Annotated in this window: 22 protein-coding genes, 4 pseudogenes, 1 riboswitch and 2 other annotated features (1 of these 29 cut by a window edge); of the genes and pseudogenes, 8 read left to right on the top strand and 18 right to left on the bottom strand. The window is 34.9% G+C overall.

Annotated features, from left to right (window positions below; translation table 11 throughout):
* Positions 1 to 97 (bottom strand) — a binding site (T-box leader) (it extends 127 nt beyond the left edge of the window).
* Between the two features lie 220 nt (positions 98 to 317).
* A complete protein-coding gene (locus ACQKNI_RS07565; protein WP_098356972.1) occupies positions 318 to 1952 on the top strand; it encodes a putative polysaccharide biosynthesis protein in 1635 nt (544 codons plus the stop codon).
* Between the two features lie 37 nt (positions 1953 to 1989).
* On the opposite strand, the gene ACQKNI_RS07560 is transcribed toward ACQKNI_RS07565, so the two are convergent.
* The 4 genes from ACQKNI_RS07560 to ACQKNI_RS07545 all read right to left on the bottom strand — a co-directional run bounded on the left by ACQKNI_RS07560 (position 1990) and on the right by ACQKNI_RS07545 (position 5654).
* Entirely contained in the window at positions 1990 to 2814 is an 825-nt protein-coding gene (locus ACQKNI_RS07560) for a DUF4037 domain-containing protein (RefSeq protein ID WP_088231222.1), read from the bottom strand.
* Positions 2815 to 2907: 93 nt separating this feature from the next.
* The gene (locus tag ACQKNI_RS07555) at positions 2908 to 3420 is read right to left on the bottom strand and encodes a GNAT family N-acetyltransferase (protein ID WP_088231297.1); all 513 of its coding nucleotides are present in this window, start codon (positions 3418 to 3420) and stop codon (positions 2908 to 2910) included.
* 94 nt (positions 3421 to 3514) lie between these two features.
* Positions 3515 to 4432: a cysteine synthase A gene (gene cysK, locus ACQKNI_RS07550; protein ID WP_098841111.1), complete on the bottom strand. Its 918-nt coding sequence runs from the start codon at positions 4430 to 4432 to the stop codon at positions 3515 to 3517.
* 10 nt (positions 4433 to 4442) lie between these two features.
* Entirely contained in the window at positions 4443 to 5654 is a 1212-nt protein-coding gene (locus ACQKNI_RS07545; protein ID WP_088231220.1) for an MFS transporter, read from the bottom strand.
* 244 nt (positions 5655 to 5898) lie between these two features.
* Between ACQKNI_RS07545 and ACQKNI_RS07540 the strand changes: the two genes are divergently transcribed.
* Positions 5899 to 7539, top strand: coding sequence for a peptide ABC transporter substrate-binding protein (locus ACQKNI_RS07540; RefSeq protein ID WP_088231219.1), 1641 nt, complete (start codon positions 5899 to 5901; stop codon positions 7537 to 7539).
* A gap of 41 nt (positions 7540 to 7580) precedes the next feature.
* Here the strand turns inward: ACQKNI_RS07540 and hflX are convergent, their stop codons facing one another.
* Positions 7581 to 8840, bottom strand: a complete 1260-nt coding sequence (hflX, locus tag ACQKNI_RS07535; protein WP_088231218.1) for a GTPase HflX — start codon at positions 8838 to 8840, stop codon at positions 7581 to 7583.
* A gap of 483 nt (positions 8841 to 9323) precedes the next feature.
* Positions 9324 to 9866 (bottom strand): cobalamin biosynthesis protein CbiN, encoded by a 543-nt coding sequence (locus ACQKNI_RS07530; protein WP_088231217.1) that lies wholly within the window; start codon positions 9864 to 9866, stop codon positions 9324 to 9326.
* A 177-nt stretch (positions 9867 to 10043) separates the two neighbouring features.
* Here ACQKNI_RS07530 and ACQKNI_RS07525 point away from each other — a divergent pair, with 177 nt between their 5' ends.
* Complete coding sequence (locus tag ACQKNI_RS07525) at positions 10044 to 11027, top strand: ketoacyl-ACP synthase III (RefSeq protein ID WP_088231216.1); 984 nt, start codon at positions 10044 to 10046, stop codon at positions 11025 to 11027.
* Positions 11028 to 11068: 41 nt separating this feature from the next.
* Here ACQKNI_RS07525 and ACQKNI_RS07520 read toward each other — a convergent pair whose 3' ends face one another.
* On the bottom strand, positions 11069 to 12343 hold the full coding sequence (locus tag ACQKNI_RS07520; RefSeq protein WP_088231215.1) for an MFS transporter: 1275 nt from the start codon (positions 12341 to 12343) through the stop codon (positions 11069 to 11071).
* Between the two features lie 291 nt (positions 12344 to 12634).
* Here ACQKNI_RS07520 and ACQKNI_RS07515 point away from each other — a divergent pair.
* Positions 12635 to 13495 (top strand): annotated as a pseudogene (locus ACQKNI_RS07515) (hypothetical protein); the annotation flags it as partial.
* Positions 13496 to 13529: 34 nt separating this feature from the next.
* On the opposite strand, the gene ACQKNI_RS07510 reads toward ACQKNI_RS07515, so the two are convergent.
* From ACQKNI_RS07510 to ACQKNI_RS07495, 4 genes and pseudogenes are all read right to left on the bottom strand, one after another.
* Entirely contained in the window at positions 13530 to 15278 is a 1749-nt protein-coding gene (locus ACQKNI_RS07510; RefSeq protein WP_088231214.1) for an MFS transporter, read from the bottom strand.
* A 32-nt stretch (positions 15279 to 15310) separates the two neighbouring features.
* Positions 15311 to 15850 (bottom strand): PadR family transcriptional regulator, encoded by a 540-nt coding sequence (locus ACQKNI_RS07505; RefSeq protein WP_088231213.1) that lies wholly within the window; start codon positions 15848 to 15850, stop codon positions 15311 to 15313.
* 176 nt (positions 15851 to 16026) lie between these two features.
* A pseudogene (locus tag ACQKNI_RS07500) lies at positions 16027 to 16820 on the bottom strand (polyphosphate kinase 2 family protein).
* A gap of 89 nt (positions 16821 to 16909) precedes the next feature.
* Positions 16910 to 17158 (bottom strand): annotated as a pseudogene (locus ACQKNI_RS07495) (carbon starvation CstA family protein); the annotation flags it as partial.
* Between the two features lie 110 nt (positions 17159 to 17268).
* Between ACQKNI_RS07495 and ACQKNI_RS07490 the strand changes: the two are divergent.
* Complete coding sequence (locus ACQKNI_RS07490) at positions 17269 to 17733, top strand: hypothetical protein (RefSeq protein ID WP_088231211.1); 465 nt, start codon at positions 17269 to 17271, stop codon at positions 17731 to 17733.
* A gap of 9 nt (positions 17734 to 17742) precedes the next feature.
* Here ACQKNI_RS07490 and ACQKNI_RS07485 read toward each other — a convergent pair whose 3' ends face one another.
* The gene (locus ACQKNI_RS07485; RefSeq protein WP_098841108.1) at positions 17743 to 18021 is read right to left on the bottom strand and encodes a hypothetical protein; all 279 of its coding nucleotides are present in this window, start codon (positions 18019 to 18021) and stop codon (positions 17743 to 17745) included.
* A gap of 25 nt (positions 18022 to 18046) precedes the next feature.
* Positions 18047 to 19309: an MFS transporter gene (locus ACQKNI_RS07480; protein ID WP_427282298.1), complete on the bottom strand. Its 1263-nt coding sequence runs from the start codon at positions 19307 to 19309 to the stop codon at positions 18047 to 18049.
* Between the two features lie 367 nt (positions 19310 to 19676).
* Here ACQKNI_RS07480 and ACQKNI_RS07475 point away from each other — a divergent pair.
* Positions 19677 to 19841 (top strand): annotated as a pseudogene (locus ACQKNI_RS07475) (DNA mismatch repair protein MutT); the annotation flags it as partial.
* Positions 19842 to 19869: 28 nt separating this feature from the next.
* Here the strand turns inward: ACQKNI_RS07475 and ACQKNI_RS07470 are convergent.
* Genes ACQKNI_RS07470 through ACQKNI_RS07460 form a run of 3 tightly spaced genes read right to left on the bottom strand, consistent with a single transcriptional unit; the run spans position 19870 to position 23024 of the window.
* Complete coding sequence (locus ACQKNI_RS07470; RefSeq protein WP_427282297.1) at positions 19870 to 21495, bottom strand: YndJ family protein; 1626 nt, start codon at positions 21493 to 21495, stop codon at positions 19870 to 19872.
* 5 nt (positions 21496 to 21500) lie between these two features.
* Positions 21501 to 22112 (bottom strand): DUF4166 domain-containing protein, encoded by a 612-nt coding sequence (locus tag ACQKNI_RS07465; RefSeq protein ID WP_088231207.1) that lies wholly within the window; start codon positions 22110 to 22112, stop codon positions 21501 to 21503.
* Positions 22113 to 22115: 3 nt separating this feature from the next.
* Entirely contained in the window at positions 22116 to 23024 is a 909-nt protein-coding gene (locus tag ACQKNI_RS07460) for a DoxX-like family protein (RefSeq protein WP_088231206.1), read from the bottom strand.
* A 191-nt stretch (positions 23025 to 23215) separates the two neighbouring features.
* Positions 23216 to 23402, top strand: a riboswitch (Lysine riboswitch).
* Positions 23403 to 23603: 201 nt separating this feature from the next.
* Between ACQKNI_RS07460 and ACQKNI_RS07455 the strand changes: the two genes are divergently transcribed.
* On the top strand, positions 23604 to 24833 hold the full coding sequence (locus ACQKNI_RS07455) for an aspartate kinase (RefSeq protein WP_088231205.1): 1230 nt from the start codon (positions 23604 to 23606) through the stop codon (positions 24831 to 24833).
* A 202-nt stretch (positions 24834 to 25035) separates the two neighbouring features.
* On the opposite strand, the gene asnA is transcribed toward ACQKNI_RS07455, so the two are convergent.
* Both asnA and ACQKNI_RS07445 read right to left on the bottom strand, forming a co-directional pair.
* Positions 25036 to 26019: an aspartate--ammonia ligase gene (gene asnA, locus ACQKNI_RS07450; RefSeq protein ID WP_088231204.1), complete on the bottom strand. Its 984-nt coding sequence runs from the start codon at positions 26017 to 26019 to the stop codon at positions 25036 to 25038.
* Between the two features lie 70 nt (positions 26020 to 26089).
* Positions 26090 to 26348, bottom strand: a binding site (T-box leader).
* A gap of 131 nt (positions 26349 to 26479) precedes the next feature.
* Entirely contained in the window at positions 26480 to 26653 is a 174-nt protein-coding gene (locus ACQKNI_RS07445) for a hypothetical protein (RefSeq protein WP_088231203.1), read from the bottom strand.
* Between the two features lie 102 nt (positions 26654 to 26755).
* Here ACQKNI_RS07445 and ACQKNI_RS07440 point away from each other — a divergent pair, with 102 nt between their 5' ends.
* Positions 26756 to 26890, top strand: coding sequence for a DUF3934 family protein (locus ACQKNI_RS07440; RefSeq protein ID WP_000047587.1), 135 nt, complete (start codon positions 26756 to 26758; stop codon positions 26888 to 26890).
* Positions 26891 to 26895 lie beyond the last annotated feature (5 nt).

Below are 26895 nucleotides of genomic sequence, written 5' to 3'. Positions count from 1 at the left end.
GACGAACTTCATGAATAATCTATATACTGATTCACACCAACCATCAGCTCTCTGAAATAGGGAGATTTTCACTACTATACCCTTTCATTGCCCAAATATTATTTTCCGAATTGATTACTATCATTTTTATCATACATTAAAAATAGTGTCAACTTATATTTTGAATTTTTATGTAGTACATTCTATTTAAAAATTCAAAATATGACTTTTAAATGAATAGTATTAGAACATTTATGGTTTATACTGTATTAACTTCTCTAGCAGGTTTATAGTAGTATACGATGAATGTAAGATAGCGTGAGTAGGAGGAAAGAATTTTGTCTACGTCAAAAGTTTTAAAAGGAACTGCTTTATTAAGCGGTGCCACAATGATTTCACGTATTTTAGGGTTTATATACTTCTTCCCTTTTCAATTATTAGTTGGAACGCAAGGGGTCGCTTTATACGGATATGCATACTCTTGGTACGGTATTTTATTAAGCTTTTCAACAGCCGGCATTCCTATTGCCGTCTCTAAATTTGTTGCAAAACATAATGCGCTCGGTGATTATAGTACAAGTAAAAAATTATATAACTCTAGTGTAAAATTGATGCTGTTTATGGGCTTTTTAGGATTTTTAATTTTATTTATTGGAGCACCATACATATCACAATTTATTATTCGTTCTAAAACACCAGATCCACAATTTATCGCTGACGTAACACTTACGATGCGAGCATTAAGTTTCGCACTTATTATCGTACCAGCTATGAGTGTTACACGTGGTTATTTCCAAGGCTTTCAACATATGAAACCGAGTGCTGTTTCTCAAGTCGTAGAACAAATCGCACGTGTTGTTTTCATTTTAGTTGGTAGCTTCATCGTCTCAAAAATATTAGGAGGTTCCGTAGCCTCTTCTGTTGCAGTTGCTACGTTTGGAGCTGTTATCGGTGCACTTGCCAGCGTCTCTATTTTAATGATGTACTGGAAAAAGTATAACCGATTAAAACCTCCCGAAGGCGAATTAAAATCAAGGGCATCCAATATTCCGTTAAAAAATATTTATATAGAATTACTTCGATATGCAATCCCAATTGTATTTGTCGGTATTGCAATTCCGCTCTATACGTTAGTAGATCAATATACAGTAGCTGATGTCCTTAGAGCGATGGGAGAGCCTTTAGAAACAGCGAATGCAGTGTTTGCTTATATAACGAACTATGCACAAAAGTTAATTATGATTCCAGCTTCACTTGCAACTGGATTCTCGTTAACGATCATTCCGGCTATAACGAAATCTTATACAAGCGGGAAACTAGAAGAATTACAAGGGCAAATTTCAAAGATATTCCAAGTATTGTTATTCTTCACGATCCCAGCTGCATTCGGTCTCGCTAGTATCGCTTACGATGCATTCCGCATGGTTTATGTAGACCCTAAAATTGCACTTGATGGATCACAATACTTAATTTCATTTGCACCTTCTGCTATATTAAGTGCAATTTTCACAGTTTCAGCAGCTATACTACAAGGAATTGATTATCAAAGAAAAACAATGATTGCATTTTCAATCGGTATTCTCGTTAAGATTGTAGTGAATACACCGCTCTTACATTTATTTGGCGGACACGGTGCTGTACTTGGAACAATTCTTGGATACCTCGTTTCCAATGTTATTATGTTGTACTGCATCATTAAGTTTGCGAAATTTAAAATTGGTGAAACAGCAAAAACAGTATTTCTTATTACGATTTACTCAGCGGCAATGTCTGCTGTTGTAATTGCATTAAAAACATTTATAAGTTGGATTATTCCTGGCCAATCTTATATAGAATCACTAATTATTGTATTTATATGCGCCACAGCAGGAGGACTGGTTTATCTATTATTCGTATTAACGAGTGGACTTGCTTCGCATATTCTTGGTGATCGTATTCAACGTTTACCTGTATTAGGCAAGTTAGTAAAATAAAAAGAAGAGATGTAACTCATTGTTACATCTCTTCTTTTTATTTTGCATATTGAATATGTTTTTGTTGCTCAGCAATATTTAGTGCTGGAGCATGGTGTTCTACTAAATGTAATACCTCTTTTATTAACATTTCTAACTCCTGCACACTATACTCCGGTTTCTCTATCAACGTATTCGCCATACGCTCATATAAGTTTTCAGGCTTAATACTCATTCGTTCCACATTATGCGGCATCCATTTAAATGCAGGATGATGCACATACATTTTATTCAAACCAAATAAGGTCCCAAATATATTTCTTTGCACTTCACAAATAACATCATATAGCATAAGCCAATCTTTTCGTTTTAAAAGAGCCTCTCGATTATGCCAACGATTGCTTAACCAAAGATTTTCTGAAATCATCCGTTTCGCTAGTTCTTCTGGATACACCGCCACTCTATCTTTTAATTCATTCACTTTCTTTTCTCCATACAAACTCACACCATCATGAACGGATGATACAATACATTGTTTCTCATAATTTATATCATAATGTTCTACAACTTCTGAAATAACCTTTTCTACGGTCACTGTCAAAAAATTACTGATCTCTAGTTTAATTCCTTCTTTCGTCAAATACGTTTCCGACCATTCTTCTTCTTCGTAAGGATGATATGACAAAATAGTGCCACCAATATAGTTAATAGGCCCTTTACGATCCTCATCCTCTGGCGGCGCTGACCATAAAATATGTAATTCGATATCTGAATGTTCATCTTCTAACTTTCTAGCTACTGAACCTGCTAACATAATGGATTCGATTTTCGAGTTTTGTCTATAAATCTCTGAAATTTCAATCGCTTTCTCTTTTAATCCCATTTCATTCCCCCCTAATACCGCAGTACTCTCCTCGCTTTTTATTTATCTATTTCGATATTGCATATTATATTACCTTTTCAAATTCACACTTAATCAAATTTCTACCCAATAACGCTGAACAATTTCGCCAGTATGAGAAGAAACTACTTCATTCTCTAACACACCGCCAACCTTTTGAATCGTTTTAGCAGAACCTACATTAACCTTATCGCAAGTTATTAACACTTTCTGCAATCCTAATTTTTTTGCTTCACCTAACGCAAGTTGTAGTTGTTTCGTAGCGTAACCTTGACGACGTTTATTCGGATGGACACTATAACCGATATGACCGCTTTCCAGTAATAATTCTGGATTTAATCGATGTCTAATATTCACAAAACCTATAAGTTCCCCTTTTTCAAAACTTAAAAATTGGCTAGACGGTACTCGATTAGCTTGTAAGTTTTCTCCCACTTCTTGTATACTCACTTTTTCAAACCATCCATCGAGAGAATCAAAATTTTGTAAAGAGCAGCTGCCGTGTGGTTGTTCTCCTACATGTAAAAATGTCTGCCTATACTCTATAATTTGTTCGCTATATTCATATGCTGGTTTCAATAACTTCATTGTCATTCTCACCACTCACCCATTCTCTATTTTTCGAAAAGAAACACCTTAATAGAGGATTTTCATCCTTACTATTAAGTTGCTTCTATCCCTTTTATTCAAATAATCCCATACTCAAATAACGTTCCCCTGTATCAGGTGCAATACATAAAACTTTTTTTCCCACTCCTAGACGCTTTGCTATCATAATTGCTGCGTAAACAGATGCTCCAGAAGACGGCCCAACTAATAATCCCTCTTGTCTAGCTAAGTTTCTCATTGTCGTTAAAGCCTCTTCGTCTGCAATTTGAATAATTTCGTTATACACTTCTGTATTTAAGTTTTTCGGGATAAATCCTGGACTAGTTCCTACTAGTTTATGAGGACCTGGAACACCACCAGATAAAACCGGTGATCCTTTCGGTTCTACTACTGCAATATATAAGTTTGGTAATTTCTCTTTTAACGTTTCACCGGTCCCTGTAATCGTTCCGCCCGTTCCTGCCGTTGCTACAAATGCATCAAGCTCTCCATCCATTTGTTCATAAATTTCAAGGGCAGTCGTATAACGGTGAATATTCGGATTTGCTGGGTTTTCAAATTGCTGCGGAATGAAACTATTTGGAATTTGCTTTTGTAGTTCTAACGCCTTCGCAATTGCTCCTGGCATTCTTTGTTCTGCTGGTGTTAAAACTACTTCTGCTCCGTATGCTTTCAATAAGTTAATTCTTTCTTTAGACATATTATCCGGCATAATTAAAATCGCTTTATACCCTTTAGCCGCCGCATTCATCGCTAAGCCTATTCCTGTATTTCCACTTGTTGGCTCAATAATTGTATCTCCTGGTTTGATAAGACCATTCTCTTCAGCAACGTGCAGTAAATTATAGGCCGCACGGTCTTTCACACTGCGTGACGGATTAAACATTTCTAGTTTTACATACACATCCGCTGCGTCTTCTGGAATAAATTTAGATAATCGGACGACAGGTGTATCTCCTATTAATTCTGTAATATTTTCACATAATTTCATAGCGCATCCCCTATTCTATCGTTTTCTTATCACTTGGTAGTAACCATGAAGTAAGTCCAATTAATGGTAGACAACTACATAGTAACATAATGAATTGTAGACTATATATGTCAGCCAATTTCCCAAGGACTACAGATCCTAAAGCTCCGAGTCCAAACGCAAGCCCTACAATTAATCCAGATACCATTCCTACTTTTCCAGGAACAAGCTCTTGCGCGTAAACAACAATTACACTAAAACTACTTGAACTAATAAAACCGATACATAAAAATAACGGTACGACCCACACAAGAGAAACGTGAGGTAGTAAAAGTGCAAGCGGCGCTGATCCAAGCATTGAAAATACAATAATATTTTTCTTACCAAATCGATCTGCTAACGGTCCACCAAAGAAAGTTCCTAACACACCGGCAATCATAAATGCGAATACGAAATACTGGGCATTTTTTATAGATAAACCGTAATGCTCAATTAAGTAAAATTGATAGAAATTCCCGATACCAGCACCGTACCAAGAGCGTACAAAAGTAAGGAAAACAAGAAGTATAATAACGAATTTAATATGCGTACTTACAATTGCATTTTCTGCCTCAAGCGCAGCCCTCTTTTTCCTTCTCACAGCACCAGTTGCTAATTCATTCTTATACCAATTTGATACGAAAATTAATAATACGATTCCTACTGCTGCAAAAGCGGTAAAACCTAAAGAGCCAATTTGACCGAGCGGAACGAAAATTAATGCTGTAAAAATAGGAGCTAAGGAATTCCCTGTATTTCCTCCCACTTGATAAATCGCTTGTGCTAAACCTCGTTTTGCCCCTGCCGCCATATAAGCAACTCGGGCACCTTCTGGATGAAAGACTGCAGAACCTAATCCGATAAATAAAACAGAAATAATAACAATAATAAAGTTTGGTGCAAAAGCAAGTCCGATCATCCCAAGCATACTCGAAAACATACCGAGCGGTAATAAAAATGGTGACGGCTTCTTATCCGAATACATACCAAAAACCGGCTGCATAATGGATGACGTCATATTTAACGCAAACGCAATCCACCCTACTTGCATATAGGATAAATTCATCGTTTTTTCCAAAATAGGAAACAGCGCGGGCACAACTGCTTGCATCGAATCATTTAAAAAATGACCGAAACTAATCGCAAATAATATTCGGTATATTGTCGGTGTTTCTACTGTGTTTTTTTGCGAAACTGCCTGCATATATGAATCTCTCCTTCCTTTACAAAATATATATTTATTAAAGTAAGTGTAATAAAGTAAAACTTTAACCTTAATAAATTCTGACTTTTGAAACATTTCTATTCTATACTGGTTTCGTTTCTTTTTCCAGAAATATCACTTCTTACATAATATATTTTTTCTATGCGTTTTATCGGATTTATTTATAGAAATTTTCTATATTTTCTTTTATACTAAGGCAGAGATGAAGGGAAGGATGACAACTATGAAGCAAAAAACTAAAGGAGTCGTTGCACTCTCAATTACATTATCTATGTTTTTAACAGCATGTGGTCAAAAACAAGAGGCAACAACTACCGGGGAAAAGAAAAAGGAATCTTCAAAACAAGTATTAAATATTGTAGAAGCTGGGGAAATTTCTACACTTGATTCATCTATCGCAACTGATGGGCATTCTTACGCTGCTTTAAACAACGTAATGGAAGGGTTATATATGCCTGGACCTGATAATCAACCTGTTCCTGCGGCAGCTGAATCATACAAACTGAGCGAAGACGGAAAAACCTATACATTTACATTACACGATTCAAAGTGGTCAAATGGTGATCCAGTGACTGCTCATGATTTTGAATATGCATGGAAACGTGCCGTAAATCCAGAAACCGCTTCTGAATACGCACATATTATGTTCGATATTAAAAACGCAGAAAAAATAAATAAAAAAGAATTACCAATTGATTCATTTGGTGTAAAAGCGATTGATAATAAAACGCTTGAAGTACAGTTAGAACACCCTGTTCCATATTTTTTAGGGTTAATGGGATTTGCAACATTTTATCCTCAAAACCCAAAAGTTACAGAAGCGCAAGGGAAAAATTATGGTCTTGAAGCTGCAAATGTAGTTTATAACGGGCCGTTTCAATTAAGTGAATGGAAACATGATACAAGTTATAAAATGACAAAAAATCCGAACTACTGGGATAATAAAAATGTGAAATTAAATGAAATCAATGTAAATATCGTAAAAGACACTTCAACAGCCGTTAATTTATTTGAAAGCAAACAAGTAGACCGAATTACAATTAATTCAGAGTTTGTTGATAAATATCAAAAAGATCCGAGCTTGAAGAAAATGGAACGTCCTTCTATGACATTTTTCCGATTTAGCCAAAAGAATCCTTTATTGGCAAACAAAAATGCTCGAAAAGCTATTTCGCTTGCTTTTGATAAACAAGGAATCGCAACAACGATTTTAAATAATGGTTCTATACCTGCGAATGCCTTCGTTCCAAAAGGATTCGTAAAAGGACCTGATAATAAAGATTTTCGCAGTACAAGTAATGTAAAAGTAGAAACAAATGTGAAAGAAGCTAAAACACTATGGGAAACTGCAAAAAAAGAAACTAATTTACAAAATGCTTCTCTTTCAATCATAACAACTGATGAGTCTAACGATAAAAAAATTAGTGAGTTTTTAAAAGGTGAACTGGAGAAAAACTTACCAGGATTAAAAATCACATTACAGCCCCTTCCAGTAAAAGCATTTTTAGATCGTGAAGGAAATGGTGATTTTGAAATTTCACTTTCCACATGGGGACCAGACTATCCTGATCCTACAACATTTTTAAATATGTTTGTCACAGACGGACCGTTTAATAAGATGAGCTATTCAAACAAACAATACGACGAATTAATTGAGAAAACGCGTTCTACTTTAGCAACTGACTTACCAGCACGTTGGAAAGCGTTCCAAGATGCAGAGAAAATCTTACTAGAAGACGATGCGGCTATCGCTCCAATCTTCCAATCAGGGCTTGTATATTTAGAACGACCAACAGTAAAAGGTGTTGTTATTCGTCCATTTGCAGGAATTTATTCTTATAAGTGGGCCTCTATTACAGAATAAGAAAAAGGCGATCCTAAAATAAATTAGGGTCGCCTTTTCTATTAAATAGCAAAACGCTTATACTTTTCGTAATCACTCGTCTTACATTCTACTTCTAGTTTCGTACCTTCATTCTCATAGCTCGTAGATAAGACGTGCGCATGATTATTGAAATAAGAAACTACCTGTCCTTGATCATACGGAATTAACATTTCGCACTTCGTATATTCTTTATAAATATGCGAGCGAATTATTTCTACAAGCTCTTCAATTCCAACATGTTTCTTCGCAGATAAATATACGCGATCTTCTTGTACTTTCGGAATTTCAACATCCACCATATCTGATTTGTTATAAGCATAAATCGTCGGGATATTTTCTACTCCAATTTTCTTTAACGTTTCATTTGTAATATCAATTAACTGTTCGTAATTTGGATTTGCGTAATCTACAACGTGAATAAGTAAGTCTGCTTCCGCTACTTCTTCTAACGTTGAACGGAACGCTTTTACAAGATGATGTGGTAATTTACTTACAAATCCAACTGTATCTGTTAATAAGAATGATTTATTATCTGGCAAATCAATATTTCGTACAGATGTTTCTAACGTCGCGAATAACATATCTTTTTCAAATACTTGTTTTTCTTCTGTACCATTATAAATTTCAAGCATTGCATTCATCGTCGTTGATTTTCCTGCGTTCGTATAACCTACTAATGCTACAACAGGAACTTCATTTTTCTTACGTTGTTTTCGCTGCGTTTGACGCTGAGCAACAAGCGCTTCTAAATCTTTATTTAAAACTGAAATCTGTTCTTCAATTTTACGACGATCTAACTCTAATTTCTTCTCACCGACACCTTTATTTTTCGTACCAACGCCGCCGCTCTGTCTTCCTAACGACTCACGAAGACCGATTAAACGAGGCATCATATATTGAAGATGTGCTACTTCTACTTGTAGCTGCGCTTCTTTCGTTTTCGCACGTTGCGCAAAAATATCTAAAATTAATATGGTACGATCGATTACTTTACAATCTAAATCCGCTTCTAAATTGCGAATTTGCGAAGGAGATAATTCGTCATTAAAGATGACCATATTCGCATCTACTTCGTTAACATAGGCTGCTACTTCTTCAATCTTCCCTTTTCCAATATAATGCGATGGATTTACTCGTTGTAAATTTTGCGTTACCTGCCCAATTACCTCTACATCACAAGCTTCTGCAAGATTTGTTAACTCTTCCATCGAATATGCAAAATCATCTTCATTACCTAAATTCACACCAACTAAAACTGCTTTTTGTACTACTTCTTCCATATATTTATTCCTCCATTTCGATTACGTAAAATAAAAAACACAGGTCACTGCCTGTGCTTTCGTAAACGGATAAGGGTTCACCAAAGAAATAGAAGAAAGCTATCCTTTCATCCTATTCCATAGTAAAAAAGTCTCAAAATAATATACGTATCCACATTAAGTGTTCACCTATACTATCCCATTCTATTTATAAAGGCAAAACAAAAAGAGGGCGTATTCGTCCCTCCCTCTTTTTCACATATAAGCTTAATAAAGGGTTCCTTTAAAATAGGCAGACCAATCCCGTTCACTCTGTACACAGACAGAGCCTTTGAGCGCTATTCAATTATTGGCACAAAGTATTGAGACGTAATCTGATTAAGATCAAAGGAAGCCCCTCCGTTCATTTTAAGTTACATAAAGTGTAGCATAAGTAATTCGCTTTCACAAGATTTAACAACCTATATCACGCGAAAGAAAATCTTCATATATTTACTTTAATCGTCATTTTTTGCGTGTTCTTCTCACATAAATAATAACAACTGCAATAATCAATAACACACCTATAGAAATAACAGCAACTTGCCACCAACTTAAACCGTTCACCATCTCACCTTTTAAATCCACTTTCTTCGTTGGAGCTGACTCTTTTGCAATATGACTTAAAGCCTGTTTCTCCATCTTTGCCTCATCTAATCTCTTCGTTCCACTGCAAATAGATGTCTCTAACTTTGCCTCCCCTCTATAAGAAGAAAAGACTAGATACTCTCCTCCCTCTGCAAAACGAAATGTACAACTGCTCATACTTGTATATATAATAATTTGCGAAGAATTTGTTCCTTTCCAAATTTTCTTCACTTCAAATAGTGTTTTAATCCCGCCCCCATCTTGCTTTTGAACTTCTAAAACTTTCCCTTCGAACACTACATCATTTTTTTGTAACCTATCTTCTGGTGATGCTTTAGTACAATCACAAGCATAGGACTTATCTGGTAATATAAAACTACAAATTAAAACAAGAGACAACAAATATATGATTCTTTTCAAGAACCTCAGACCCCTTCATTATCAATTTCAAAAGCTTTCTGTATATTATTTTGACATTCCCTCTCAAACTCCTTTTTTAATTCATACATAAAGATATTAAGTTATAAAGCTATCTGTTGACTTTATTATCATCTGATACTAGTATCAAGTTATAAAAATAAGTTAGGAGATGTTCCTATGCATTCTAAATCTCGTATTACTGCAATTGGTACTTATGTTCCAGATCAAATATTGTCTAATAACGATTTAGAAAAGATGGTCCATACGAATGATGAATGGATTTTACAAAGAACAGGAATGAAGGAAAGAAGAATCTCTAGCGAAGAAGAATACTCCTCACACTTAGCCATTAAAGCAATTGAAAATTTATGTAAAACATTTAAAAAGAACTTAGAAGATATCGACTGTATCATCGTCGCTACAACAACTGCTGACTATGTTTTCCCTAGTGTTGCGTGTCAAATACAACAATACTTCAACATACCTCATACAATAGCATTTGATTTAAATGCGACTTGCGCTGGTTTCACATATGGACTACATGTTGGTAATAGTTTGATCACTTCTGGATCACATGAAAAGGTCCTTGTCGTAGCGACAGAGACATTATCTAAAGTTGCTGATTACACCGATAGAACGACCTGTATTTTATTTGGCGATGGTGCTGGAGCTATTTTATTAGAAAAAGATGAAAACAAACCAAGCTTTATCGCTGCTCATATGGGCACAAACGGTGACGGCGGAATTCATCTATACAGAACAAACTTATCTACTACTATGAATGGCACACCACTGCAAACAAATGAAAAAATCGTTCAAAATGGAAGAGAAGTATATAAATGGGCAACACGCAAGGTGCCAGCAGGTATAAAAGAACTATTACATACCGCACATATGCAAATAGATGATATAGACTGGTTCGTACCTCACAGCGCTAACTTGCGAATGATCGAAGCTATTTGTGAGAAATCTCAAATTCCAATGCAAAAAACATTAACGAGTATGGAATTTATGGGGAATACCTCCTCCGTCTCCATTCCACTCGCTTTAGATTTAGCTAGTAAAGAAGGAAAATTAAATAACGGAGACACACTTTTACTATACGGATTCGGTGGTGGTCTTACGCATTTAGGGCTTATTGTTGCGTGGGATTTAAGCTAATTATATAAAGAGAGGTTCTAGTCAGTAACTAGAACCTCTCTTTAATTTCTTTCTCCTTTTCGAGACCATATCACAACAGGAATCAACATGAAAGCTAAAACTCCTCCAGCTAATGACAATGCCGCATAACTTGAATTCGCCACTACCATTCCTGACATCGCTCCACCTGAAGCTCCAGCTAGCGCAATAAACACATCTATTTTCCCTTGTGTTTTTGCACGTGTGGAAGGGATAGTTGCATCAACAATTTGAGCAGTACCACTTATTAAACCGAGGTTCCATCCTAATCCAAGTAAAGACAAGGCAACAATTAATAGTATTAAAGAATCACTCGGTGCTATCGCAGCTATGACACCTGCTGCTAGTAAAATTACTCCACCAGCTATACTCATCGTAGTTCTGCCAATTTTATCAATTAACATTCCCGTAACGAGAGATGGAAGATACATTGCACCTACATGAAAACCAATTACAAGACCTACTGCACTTAAATCGTGGCCATGGTGTCCCATATGAACTGGCGTCATCGTCATGATTGCAACCATCACGATTTGTGTAAGTATCATTACGATTGCTCCAACAGTAATGCCTCGTTTATTTTCTTTCACTTCTTCTGTTACCGGTTGCCCTTTATATGTATGTTCTTGTTTATATGCTTCTATCATATTAGCAATAAGTAACGGATCTGGACGAAGCATAACAAAAAGGACAAGACCCGCAAGTATAAATGCTGTTGCTGATAATATGAATGGACCAGCAAGTTCAGGAATTCCAATTGAATGAGCAAACCTTCCCATTACACCTACTAAATTTGGACCTGCGACTGCACCAAAAGTCGTCATGACCATCGTAATACTAACAGCAGTTGCTCGTTGCTTCTTATTCGCTAAATCTGTACCAGCATAACGAGCTTGTAGATTTGTAGCTGTACCTGCACCATATATAAGTAAAGAGACTAATAAAAGCATAATACTATTTGTTATAGCTGCCAATACAACTCCAATAGCCCCAAATCCACCTACTATAAATCCTGCTGCAAGCCCTATACGGCGACCATGTTTTTGTGATAACTTTCCTACAATAAAAGCCGCTACTGCAGATCCCAATGTAAACATAGCTGCCGGTAATCCTGCATATGCATCTGTGCCGAGCATTTGCTGTGCAAGAAGTGCACCTACCGTAATTCCAGCAGCTAAACCTGCCCCGCCGAACATTTGTGAAATACTTACGATTATTAATGTTCGTTTATATAGTTTTTGTTGCTCTTCTTCTGTATACATACGATTACTTTTTAAAGCCCCCGCCTTATCCAACAATTCCTCATCCTCCCTTTAAAATTAAACCCTCTTGTTAATGTACTATGTTTAACGTTACATATTCAATGGCATTTCCCATTCTTCGCTTTCATTCTAAAAAACTCTCTAACCCAATTCGTCTTCCTCCATGCTATATTAAAAATACTACTATTCACAATATGCAAGGAGAACACAATGAAAAAAAACCTAGAACTATGTGAGGCTTGCAAACATAATCCGATACATAATGCCATAGATTTCGACAAATCAAACCAATCTTTCAAATTATGTAGTCAATGTCACAATCGTCTTATCTCTTTTAAAAAGAAACCACAAAACTTTTTAGTTATGGATGGCACCGTACAAATTCATGAAAATAGACTGGATGAGTACGTACACTTCATTAATACAAACAACTTTAACGATGTTTACATTAATGATCTTAGATATAGTTTAAACCATATTAATTTTCTAGAACACTGTCCGCAAATTGAAAGCTTACACATTAGTAGTACATGTATTACTGATTACTCAGCTTTATATAAATTAAAAAACTTAAAATCTTTAGCACTAGAAGAACCACAAGTCCCACTAAACTTAACAGAACTAGCAAGCTTTACAAATTTAGAGGAACTTTACATACAGTGGAATAAAAACATTACAGGATTCGAATCTTGTCCTAACTTAAAAGAACTATACATTTGGAAATACAAGCCGAAACAAAAAAATCTTGAAGAATTAATACCTTTACGAAAACTTGAAAAACTAAGAATTACACAAGGAAACATTAACTCCTTAAAAGGATGTAGAGCATTCCCTAAATTAAAGCAATTAGAACTCAATTATTTAAGAAATTTAGAACATATTGATGAGATTGAAAACAACGCTTCAACATTAAAATACATCGAATTCGATCATTGCAGTAAAATGAAAAATCACGACTATTTACGTTATTTAACAAATTTAGAAACACTCATTCTATCCGGTTGTGGTAACATACAAAATCTACAATTCATTAAAGAACTACCTAAATTAAAGCATTTTAGCTTCGTGGATTCTACGATTGTAGACGGCAATTTAGAGCCTTGTGTCGGAATAGATTTTGTTGGCTTTAATAATAAGAGACATTATAGTCATAAATTTAACGAATTAAACCCAGATTTTCCATACTAGTGTAAGAAAAACAGGCTGCTATTAGCCTGTTTTTTTACGCTTCCTCTACCACTCTTTCCCTTCTCTTTTTACTCAAAGTCTTTCCTTCCCAAAATAACAAACTTACTAAAGCACAAACTAAAATAATTGGTACACTCGCTTTATATAAATCTGTAAAACTCATCGCCATCTGATTCTTAGCATAATGCTTCACGTCATCTGAAAATGCGAGTGCCTCTTTCTTTACAATTCCCTCTTGCTTTTCAACTTCCTTTATCACTTGATTCATAACTTCTTCTCTTTTTATATCTCTATATTCTACTGGAACAGCATTTAATACTTCATCTACTTTTTGGTGAATTAGTTCGTCTTTTTTCTCTTTATTTAACCCTACAAATGTTTCATTTTGATGCTTTTCTACATTCGTTTCTATACTTTGATTCTCTATTTTTTCTTTTGTCATTTGTAATATCTCAATTTGCTGAGTACGATCCACATGAATATTTCCTACTTTTTCTTCTGCATAACGATATACATTCTCTTTATTTACAGTTAAGTTATGAGTTAAGTTAGATACAAATATTGCTACCGCTAATACAATTCCAACTTGCCGCAACATCGATACGACACTTTGAGAAGCAGTTAACAATTCCCCTTCAAACGAAGATGCGCTTAAAACAGTAATTGGTCCCACTACTAAGCCATACCCAACACCTAATATCATACATGGGATAATAATTTCTATATTTGTGGAAGTGACGTCAATCATTTGCAACCAATAATAAGATAGACTCATAACAAGAAATCCTGACAAAATAATAGTTACTTTGCCAAGCTTTTTAATTAATGTTGCTGCAACTGGTGAGACCAAAAATATCATTGCTGAAATAGGTGTCACTAAAAAAGCTGCTTCAATTTCCGTTCGACCTTGTATTTTCGTCAAGAACGTTGGAAGTAATACAGTTACTCCAATTAAAAATAAATTACTTAATATTACAACGATAGATGCTCCAACAAACATTCGATCTTGAAATAACTTTAAATTCACCATTGGATTATGAATCTTCCGTTCTACTAAAACAAATAGAATAAGAGAAATAGTGCTAATTACATAACAAGACAAAGCTATATTACTTTGCCATCCCCATGTATTGCCTTTTACTAATATGAGAGTAAAAGAAAAAATTGCTGTACTACTTAATAGTAGTCCTATCCAGTCTATTTTTGAGATGATACGTTCTTCATTTTTTATTTGTAACATAATGCCACATAAAATGATTCCAAGAATACAAATTGGAACATTAACGAAGAACACCCATCTCCAACCGAAATTTTGTGTAATAATTCCGCCTATTACCGGTCCCATCGCAGCTGATAGTCCTTGCGTTACCCCTAAAATTGCAAGTGCAACATGCCTCTTAGCTAATGGCATAGCTGATACGCCGATTACCATACTAGTCGGAAATAAAATTGCCGCCCCTACACTTTGTATAAAACGAGAAAAAATGAGAAAATCACCCGTATTAGCAAAAGCACAAAGTACTGATCCACCACCAAAAATTATCAAACCAAGAATATACATCTTTGCTTTCCCAAAAATATCAGCTATCCGTCCTAACGGAATAGCAAGTACTGCAATCGTCATTGTATATACATTTAATACCCAAGACATCTTTTCTAATGAAGTATTTACACTCGATTGTATTGCCGGTAAAGCTATATTCATAATTGTCGTATCAATCATACAAAGAAAGATACCTAGACACATTAAAAAGACAATCTTAATACCCTTTGATTGCTCCATCTTTATTTACCCCTTTATTTCGAACGTGTTTTTCATTCTTCCTTTTTATTGTGTTCTTTTGTTTCTAATTGCTCTAGTTTTCTTTTCAATATCTCTACTTGTGCACTATACGATGCAATACCTACATCGAGAGAAATTTCCTCGACAAAAGTAATACCTACTCTCCACTTTTCATATTTCAATCGAAGATCCGCAATGTATGCTTCTTTCCTTTTAATTTCCTCTTCAATCCATTTTTTTATTGCCTTATCATCGCTATAATTACCGAAATACATCCTCATTAAAAAATCTGAACGTAAAACATCTTTCTCTACATCTGTTTTCATGTATTGATAAAACTCTTCACGCCCTTCATCTGTAATAAAGTACATTTTCTTATTCGGTTTCCCTTCTTGCATAATAACCTCTTTCTTTATTTTCCCCTCTTTTTCCAACTGTCGTAACGTTGGATAGATCATTCCAAAACTCCCATCAAAAAAATGAGTAAATACGTCCTCGAACACAATTTTAATATCATAACCAGACAATTCTTTTTCCATCAATAAACCTAAAACAACATCTCTTCCCTTCAAAATAAGACCCCCACATTGTATATAATCAATAATCATATTAACAATATTAATATGATTATTGATTATATACCTTATTCTGTTAATTGTAAAATGTTTCTAAATAAAAACCATCCTGTAATTTGGTTTCTCAAATTTCCAGGATGGTTCTTCGTTATATTTCATATTCAAATTTCGTACTATTTTACAATTACATCTTGATTCGTTTCAAAGCCCTCTTGCTTACCTTCTTTCATTTCATAATAATAAGAAGGCAATTCTATACCATGCTCTACGAAATAATCACTTTCAACGTTTTCACACGAGCATATAATTTATCGTTACTTTCGATAATATTCCATTTCGCATTTGGTTTATTTGTTTTTTCAAACATTTCTTCCGTCGCTTCAACATACTCGTCCCATTTTTCACGATTACGCCAATCTTCGTCTGTAATTTTCCACCTTTTTAATGGGTTTTTCTCTCTATCTTTAAACCTCTTTAATTGTTCATCTTTACTAATATGATAGAAGAATTTTCCTATTATGTAATGATCATCGATTAATAATTTTTCAAAATCATTAATCTCATCATATGCTCTCATCCATTCTTCCTGTGTAGCAAAACCTTCCACACGCTCAACTAACACACGGCCGTACCACGAGCGATCAAAAATAGTAATTTGCCCGTACTGAGGAAGTTTCCGCCAGAAACGTTGCAAGTAATGGTACCGTTTTTCATGAGGTGCAGGTGCTCCAATCGGAGTTACTTGAAAACCACGTGGATCAAGATGCTCAGTCACTCGTTTAATCGCTCCACCTTTTCCAGCTGCATCCCAGCCTTCCATAACGAGCATAACTGCAATTTTTTCCTCTTTTACAATTTGCTGAAGCGCTAATAAACGTCTCTGGTATTTTTCAAGTTTCTTATTATACTTAGATTTCGATTCTATTCTTTTCGTTACATCTACTTTAGCAAGATGTCCATTTTCCATAAAACAAATCCCCCTTGTTGTATGACAATACTATTTTAACATACATTTGGTAATTTTTTCATATTACAAAAAGCTGTTTAGAAAAATCTCTACACAGCTTTCATGAAACATATAGCAGTTAAAATAACTGTAATAACCGCACCTACAACATAAGACGTATTTAGTGAAATATTAAAACCTATTTTCGCATTTAAAATATAAATGGCTGTCATGAGCGTCATAAAGATTGCTGGAATTAAGGACACAACATATGGTTTTCTTTTTATGAATAAATACATCGTTCCAATCCATAGTGCAATTGCTGCAATCGATTGGTTAGCTCAAGAGAAATATCTCCATCTTATTCACAAAGAGAGACTATACTTTTCACAATTGAATTATGGTATATCCTCTTACAAAGAGAAGATAATAACAAATAAATCCGTTAAAGAATGGGAGCTCTCTAACAATGAAACGAAAAATATTTTCTCTCTTTGCACTAACCTGTTTAGCACTACCAATACAAGCAAGTGCATACACATTTCAATCACTACCAATTGCGTCAAAGTCTAAACAGTGGTATATCGAAATTGATAAATCTCATAACGTAAAGAAGCAAGCAGTGCAGCCAAAACAGGATGTATACGATACGTATAGTTTACTTGTAAAAAATATCGGTAATGATGTATCAAACGTAGCTGTGGAAATACTTGATAACACTCCTACCTCTAAAGCTACTTTTAATCCTACTACATTAAATAACAAAGTTTCTAAAAGTCATACAAACTTTGACTACATAGTATTCCCATTAGACTTTAACAGCCATAATTTCAAAGTCGTCATTACTTGGGAAGAAAATAATTTCTCTTACAACGGTCATCCGGTAAATGAGGATAAAAAGATGAAACAAACATTTGTATTTAATGAAGACTAAGTTCTGAACTTAGCCTTCATTTATGAAACCTGATTGGATCGCTTCTGTCACTTCTTTTGTAATTTCCAGTTCAGTTGCTTCCGTACTAATTTGCTTGTGCCAAATATGTACAGAAGGCTTTTTATTATAAAAATGCTTTATTAATAATAATCGATTATATACTATATTATTTTCTATATGAGTAGCGATATAGACCGTGAAATTTTTTGCTTCAAAAACCTTTTCTTGCAAAGTGTATTTGCTTTCTAGTTGCCTTACTACTATATCTTTCAAATTTTCTATCGTCATATACGCTGTCCCCTTTCCCCTATCATCAATCAAATCGACGAATACTCCGCACAGACAATGCCATACCTATTGTAATAATCACTAAAATTGCTAGCAATACAATCGTTATCTCGCCACCTATTACATTCGCTAGCCAACCAACAACTACGTATCCTAATGGCAATAAAGCGAAAGAACCTAACATATCAAGGCTTGCTACTCTTCCAAATGTTTCTTCTGGAACAAGTTCTTGTAAACTCGTTTCCCAAATAAGTCCAAATATCATCATACCGAATCCTTCGATTGCCATTAAGAATATTAAAGCAGGTGGCCAAGAAATGAACGGCATAATTGGTAGAGCGATACCACTAATTAAAACACCTCCATAGGCAAGTAATCCTCTTTTATGCCATCGTTCCCTCCCGCCAAATATTAGTGCGGCGATTACAGCACCAACACCAGAAGCTGCCATGCCTAGTCCATATACGTAAGCTTCAAAATGATGGTGAACATTAAACAACCATGGAATTAATACGACGATAATGCCGGCATAACAAATGTTTACGAAAGAAAACACTAAAATTGTAATCCACAGCCACGGATGACTTTTTAAAACTAAAACCCCTTCCATAAACTCTTTTTTATAATCGATCTTACTCCTTTCAATCGAGTTTACTTTCTTAAACTTAATTTCTTTTAAAAATAATAAACAGAAAAATGATAATAAATACGTTGCTGCATCTAGTCCAAACCCTATCCCAGCAGATGCAACTGATACGATTAATCCACCAAGTGCCGGTCCGATTAATCGTATGCCTTGATTACTCATTTGCGTGAGTGCATTAGCCGCATTACGAATTTCTGGTACAAACACTTTTGCTCTTACAGCTGAATACGCCGGCTGGAATATTCCTTCCATAAGTCCGTATAAAGCAACAAGGACATATAAAAGGGTAATCGTTAGCAAATCCATAAATATAAGCGATGCAAGTAATAGCATTAATATAGCGCGGATTATATCTGTAAATAACATTAATTTTACCCGGTCAATTCGATCTACAACTAACCCTGCAAACGGTAAAGCAAGAATATTAGGTAGCATGTACATTGCCATAGTCATCCCCATTACAACCGTTGAACCAGTTAATGAGTAAACAACGACTGGCAAAATAACCATCGTTATAGAACTCCCTAAAGTTGAAAGCAATTGTCCAATCCACAAAAATTTAAAATGCCGTGACACTTTAACTGGCAACAGTAATTTGCCAACATACCCTAAACCTTTCTCTCTTTGTATTTCTCCTTGCATTTCCCTCTCCTCTTTCCAAATGACTATAGAATCCATACATAATAACGGAAAATTACCAATATTACATTTTCAATTATATAAGAAACCATTATGCTATGGTAAAATTATCAAAAAAAAATATAAAGGAGAATACATCATTATGCCTCCAAATTCACATAACATCGAGCACCAACTCTATACAATGTGTATGATCTAGCGTAACAATGAAGTTTTACTTGTAAAATAAATGCTTGTTAATAGGAGGTAACGATACTGCCTCGTGTGGAATGTTATACCCCTCGTCCCTTCGGGGTTGCGAGAACACGATGAAGCACTAACTTGTGTAAATTTAATTGAATTGTATAGATTTAGTTAAGTTTATCGTATCGGTGAATTAGTATGGGTGCCAATCAATACAGCACTAAATCTTCCTATGCAAGGTTGGTTTAAAGAAAGATCCCCATTACTTTTTGAAAAAGGTACGTTTGAAATTAAACGTGTTTGGGACAAAGATTTAGATAAACAAGTCGCTATGACAATTGCCCACACGTAAAAAAGCTCGGAATCTCTCCAAGCTTTTCTTACTTTTCCTCTATTTTCTTAATCTCATAATCAATTTCTAAAAACTTAACTCCAAATATCCACATTTTATGGTGAGCTGTTAGCATTTGACCATTTCCCTCTTTAATAATAAACGTCTCTGCTAACGGTAAACGGATTGTAAAGAAACGAGTATGTAAATAAATCCCCTCATCGCCCTTACCATTTTCTCTTAGCTTACTAGTAATGATTAACTCATTATTATCATTGCGTAATTTTAAAATCCCCGTCATATTCGAATATGGTAAAGGTAATGCGATATTCATATATGTATCGTTCTTATGGGTATGCATTGAATACAAAGCTAAAAAAATAGACTTCCCTGCTTCATTTTTTCTTAGCCAAGCTCTTACGTTTTCTCTTCCGTCTTTCTCATCGATTACACCAAGGATAGAACCGTACATTGTTTCCCACTTGCCACCCATTCCTAAATGTATTTGTCCAACACGTTTACTCATTTTCTCATAACAAAATGCAAATGGGCGGAACCAACGAGTCCATTTAATATGCGATTGTAACTTATACGCTGTTGTATTTTCATAAAAACGAATAATGCTTAAAGGAATCTTCGCTGTGTCAAATGCCTCACTATGAAAGTCATTCATTTTATCAACTAAACCTTTGTATTCCTTACTATCTACTAAATTCCTACTATGTAAAAACGTCTCACCAATTGTTACACTTCCTCTTAACCGACTCATTGGTTTTCCATAGTATTTATAATTGGGAGCACTCTTTTCCATCATCCAACCAACAAATGCCGGTAGCGCTACTCCAATCCCATTTACAACACCGTGAACCCAAACCATTTGTACAATTGTAATCGTCATTACTTGTTTCAAATTCCCATATGAATATATGAGTGAGAACATAATTGTGACCATGAGCGTACTAGACGAAATGATTAAAAGAATCTTTGCGCTGATAGCATTAAATTTCGTGCGCCAAACATAAATCCCATAACCATAAATAGCACATAAATATAGGAACACTGCAAAAAATTCAAATATCCTTGAGTATGTAATTCCAATCGCAACTGTCATCGGTGAAATGACTATAATAAACATAATTGCATCATATACTTTACTTCTCTTTTCTCTCTCCCTCCCAATTAAACCCGCTGATAACGGCAATAGAAATACCGAATAATGAAAGTGTGCAGCTGTAAGTAAAACAATGTCAGAACTAAACTGCATAATCGATACGTTTGCTACTGAAGCAAAAAACCAAAAACCACCTAAAAACAAATAAATAAACGCACTATCGATAGCCGTTTCTTCTAATGGCTTCCGTCCTCTTTCTAGTAATCTATTTATACCAAATAACGCAACGATCCCCGTATATACAAACCAAATTATCGCAAAGAAATATTGATTTGTTACAAAAGCTAACATTGCACTAATTGCTGCGACCGGATATAAAAACGATACGGATTTATAAAATAATAAATACGATCCATTTCGTGTTCTTTTATCAATAATACAAAAAGACATCGGTATAAATAACAAAATAGATAATAATATAATTGCTTCAACAGGATTTACATCGGGCCACTCACATATTAGAAAAACAATATAACAAGCAAGACCAAATATTATATTTCTCATATCGTTTATTTCCTTTCCACAAACGTTCCCTTATATGAAAATAGCGAACCAATTAACGGATTTCGTACTTGAACATAAATTCGAAAACATTGTAATTCGTCATCATAACTTTCAACAATTTTTGCCTCTCCGTATAAAAGTTTCGGTAAAGAGATTTTTCTTCCAAACATATAAAGCCATTGTTTCTTTGAAGAAATATGCATTGCCCCTAACCCATCAATATGAAAATTCAATGTAGAGACGAGTAAATGTGGTTCACCAAAATAATCTACAATTTCATTTTCGTTTTCATCCAACTGCATAACCGCATTAAAATATCTTTCCTTATCATGAAAATAAAACGTGCGATTCCACTTTACAATTTCTTTTCCATCTTTATCTCGTCCAGCAGTATTATGTATTACAAAAGGCACTTTTTTTCCTCGTTCAGAGAAAAACATTCGAAACTTCGATGCAATTTTTAATATTAATTTCACAAAAAAAGAACCACCATAAATTTCATCCATCTTTCCTTCCCCAATAAAACTATTCTCTTCTGTAATCTCATAGCGTTTCTGCAATTTCGGATGAAGTTTTTTATAAGAATCCCCTAATAGTCTTTCATAAATATTAGCCATACACTATCCCTTTCTCGTCCTCTTGCAATTTTTTGCACTTGGCAAATCGAAGCTATTCATATAACCGACAATCGATACTCCAATTAGAAGCAGATTTAACGTAATTGGATTAAACGGCTCTGTAAAACTTGTGATATTCGTACATCCTGCTGCTATCGTTAAGGCTATTAACATGAAAATATGTAGTATAAATACATTTCGTTTTGGAAATGGAAGTAACCATATGACACCAAAAATAACTTCTAACAGCCCAATTATTTTAAGAATAAAAATACTATTTTCAGTTGAACCAATTATGACCGAAAGCATTTTCACTTCTTCTGGATGGGTAAAGATTATTTTCGGTACAATCCCTTGATATAGCCATACAAAAGAAAATAAAAAACAAACGAGCCAATATGTCATTGTTCTTCTAATTAGCAACTTAGGATGAAGTCCCTTTTCTAACCATAATTTTAAAGCATCAAAACTCCAAGCAGTCGCAGAGCCTAATAACGGGCGAAAAATATATGAATCTATTACATTTCCTATACGGCCAAATCTTGTATCATAATCATATTGCGTTTCAAAATGAATGTATTCATTATTCGGTGTATACTTCCAATACCCACGCCCCATTTGTATAAGCGATAATTGATTGTCTGTCCAAAATTTCAAAGACGAAATTCGTTCTCCAGTTTCTTTTCTAATCTCACCTATCGATTCCCCTTCCCCAGCTATTTCAAGTCCAAATCCGATCTTTGTTTTATACAAAAATTGCTGCGGTTCTCCCTCTTTTTTCTCTAAATACGAAATTTCAGTAAAGCGAGCATCCCACTCTGTATGTATGTCTGGTTCTTGCGTATATTCCCATAATTTCTCTATCGTTGTTTCCATTTCTATCGAAACATAAATAGGTTTTTTCCTTTGCATTCTTCCACCTCCAGTGCACTATATTTTTAATGTACATGCAATGAGTTTATTTTGCTACATTTTTCACAAACTCCCCCGTAAATAGAAAGAATTTTAAAAAAATACATAAAACACTTGATTCCCCGGAAAATTTAAATTATTATAAAACAAATGTTACCCACAACTTTATAAATCAAACACTCTCGCCTAAAACGTGAGATAGAGGTTGCAATACTTATAAGTATTCTAATGGAGACACAGAGATGTCTATGAAATTAGAAGAAAGGAAGTGTTGCCGAAATTGATAAACTTCTCTGCATTTATCAATTGGGGCTGTTTTCGAATAGAAACAGAACTGTCATATGTACAAACATGTACGTATGAAGAGCTATCTACAAAAAAGAGATATCATTTTCATGATATTCCTTTTTTGGCGGTTTTTTTATTAGCTCCGTTTTCTGTTTCCCTTTTCCTGTAACAGCACCATCCTCACTTATTTGAGATGGTGTTTTTTGTTTTTCTCTCTGGTAACTACAGGAATATTGGGATTTGCATATGTCCTAACCTATTCTTAAAAATGGACGAAAGAAGGAATTCGTAATGGAAACGATTGTACAAAAATTTGGTGGCACTTCTGTCGGAAGCGTCGAACGCATTCAACATGTAGCAAATTTAATTATTGAAGAATATGAAAGGGGACATAGCGTTGTCTCTGTCGTTTCGGCAATGGGCAAAAGCACGGATGAACTAGTAGCACTTGCTAACGCTGTTACGGAAAACCCAAGTAAACGTGAAATGGACATGCTTCTATCTACAGGAGAACAAGTGACCATTTCATTATTAACAATGGCATTACAAACAAAAGGCTATAACGCCATTTCATTAACAGGATGGCAAGCTGGTATTACGACAGAATCTGTACATGGTAGTGCACGGATTACTGACATTAATACAGATCGTATTCAGTCTTATCTTGCTGAAGGCACAATTGTTATCGTAGCTGGTTTCCAAGGTATGAGTATAGAAAGTGAAATCACAACGCTTGGACGTGGTGGCTCTGATACGACCGCTGTCGCATTAGCAGCGGCATTAAAAGCGAAAAAATGTGATATTTATACGGATGTGACAGGCGTATACACGACTGATCCACGAGTTGTAAAAACGGCTTACAAATTAGATGAAATTTCTTATGACGAAATGTTAGAGCTTGCCAACCTCGGTGCTGGCGTATTACATCCGCGTGCTGTTGAATTTGCTAAAAATCATAATGTCGTTTTAGAAGTCCGCTCAAGTATGGAACAAGAAAACGGAACAATTGTAAAAGGAGAATGTAACATGGAACAACAATCAATCGTTAAAGGTATTGCATTTGAGGATAATATTACACGTGTCACAATTAAAGGATTGGAACAAGGCTCACTTTCAACAGTTTTCTCTACATTAGCAGCAGCACACATTAATGTAGATATTATCATTCAAAGTATTACAAATGAAGGAACTGTTCATCTCTCCTTCTCCATTCACTCTAATGATTTAAGAGAAACTTTAGAAGTGTTGGAACAAAATCAAGAAACTCTTCACTATGAGTCAGTAGAACATGAAAATCATTTAGCAAAAGTATCAATTGTAGGATCTGGTATGGTATCTAACCCAGGTGTCGCTGCAAATATGTTCACTACTTTAAAAGAAGAAGATATTCATATTAAAATGGTAAGTACATCAGAAATTAAAGTATCTGTCGTTATTGACCGCCTTCATTTAGTTACAGGTGTTGAGGCGCTGCATCAATCATTTATGGCGAAAATTGAGCCTTTAGTACAAATGGTATAATTTAATATTTTTATTGCAACTTACAAAAGTCATATAAATCTATTTCCTTCCTATTTATAAATAAAAAGCTGTTTGCATAGATTTCAAGATTCTATACAAACAGCTTTTTAACATATTATTGACATCCAAAAATCATTATAAAACACTCAAATTAATCGTCATACTCTTTCCTAGGAAATACTACTGACTCTTCTCACTTCTATTAAAACAGATGAATGTTTTCTTTCTTACAAGCTGCACGTAAATCGTCAGGCCATACAGAAGATTGAACTTCACCAATATGTGCTTTACGTAGGAAATACATGCACATTCTTGATTGTCCGATACCACCACCAATTGTTAATGGTAGTACGTCTTCTAATATCCCTTTATGGAAATCATACTCACGTTTGAAGTCATCACCTGTTTTCGTTAATTGCTCATCAAGTGATTTACTATCAACACGAATTCCCATTGATGATAATTCGAATGAAGCTTGTAGTACTGGGTGCCAGAATAAAATGTCACCGTTTAATTTCCAATCGTCATAATCAGCTGCACGTCCGTCATGTTTTTCACCTGAACGAAGTACATCACCAATTCCGATAATAAAGACTGCACCGTGTTCTTTCGCAATTGCATGTTCACGATCTTTCGGTGTTAATTCTGGATATTTATCTTCCAGCTCCTGAGAAGTAACGAAGACGATTTCTTCTGGTAAATACTTTCCTAGGAACGGATACTTTTCAAATAAGTGATCTTCTAAATCTTTGAATATTCCATAAATTGTTTGTACTGTTTTTTGTAAGTAATCGACAGTACGCCATTCTTTTTGAACGATTTTTTCCCAATCCCATTGGTCAACGTAAATGGAATGTGTAGCATCAAGTTCTTCATCACGACGAATCGCGTTCATGTTCGTATATAAACCTTCACCAGCTTCATATCCGTATTCATGTAATGCAAATCTTTTCCACTTCGCTAGTGAATGAACAATTTCTAATTCTTCTCCCGAATGCAGCATATCAAATTCAATTGGACGTTCTACACCGTTTAAGTGATCGTTTAATCCTGATTTTTTCGTTACGAATAATGGTGCAGATACGCGGAATAGTTCAAGGCGTTTTGCTAATTGATCCTCGAAAAATGTTTTAACTTCCTTAATTGCAATTTGAGTCTCTCTTACTGTCATTAATGATTGATACATGGTGGTTTCCTCCTAAAATGTTTGGATGTTGTGAAAAGAAGCCAACAAAAAAAGCCCTTCTTCCCCAAAAAACTGGGACGAAAGGCTTTGGTTCCGCGGTACCACCCAAATTAGCAACAGAGGTTGCTCACTTATACAGTACGGAGATGGAATATCTCGATACTGCTCTTCTTGTAACGGCGAAGTTCCCGGCTAAGTCTACTTTCCTCTAAAGGATTTCGGTTAGCAACTCCAGGAGGTTCTTCATAATAGGCTTCGTATCAGGCTCACACCACCCCTGACTCGCTTAGACTACATCCTACTACTACTCGTCCTTTCATAGTCGTTTTGTTGTCACATCTCTGAAACATTTTATTAATGATTATTCTATACAAAAAATAAAGAAAGTCAACAAAAATTTTCAAAATGTTTTTCAATTCTTTATTTTACGGCTTTATTGATTGTTTCTAATATAACATTTTCACTTCTTTTGCCTCGTCAATCCGAAAAGCGTTTCACTAACCGAAACTAACATATACACAACAAGTAATGTAATCGTTCGAAAGATAGAATCCGCAGTATTTCTTATTATTTTCATTTTCTTTGTAATTCCTTTCTGTTTACTTGCAAATTCATGATATACTATAGCATTCAAGCAGTTTGTTTTTCCTTAAAGCAAACATAGTCATTTATCAAGAGTATTTTCTAAATTATTGACTATTATCAAATCAGATTTTTTATATAATGGAGTGATCATATGAGCAAAACGAAAGCAAAACCGAAAAAAGGCGTAGGACAAGGTACAGGAAGTAAAGGATGGAACCGTTGGCAATCAAGTGCAAAGAAAAAGGCAGCTGCAAAACCATACAAAAGTAAAGGTGCAAAGAAGTAATTTAA

Source organism: Bacillus sp. NPDC094064 (assembly GCF_050279585.1).
GTDB lineage: Bacteria > Bacillota > Bacilli > Bacillales > Bacillaceae_G > Bacillus_A.
Note: the sequence above shows the minus strand (reverse complement) of the source record. Positions and strands in the feature narration are given on the sequence as shown.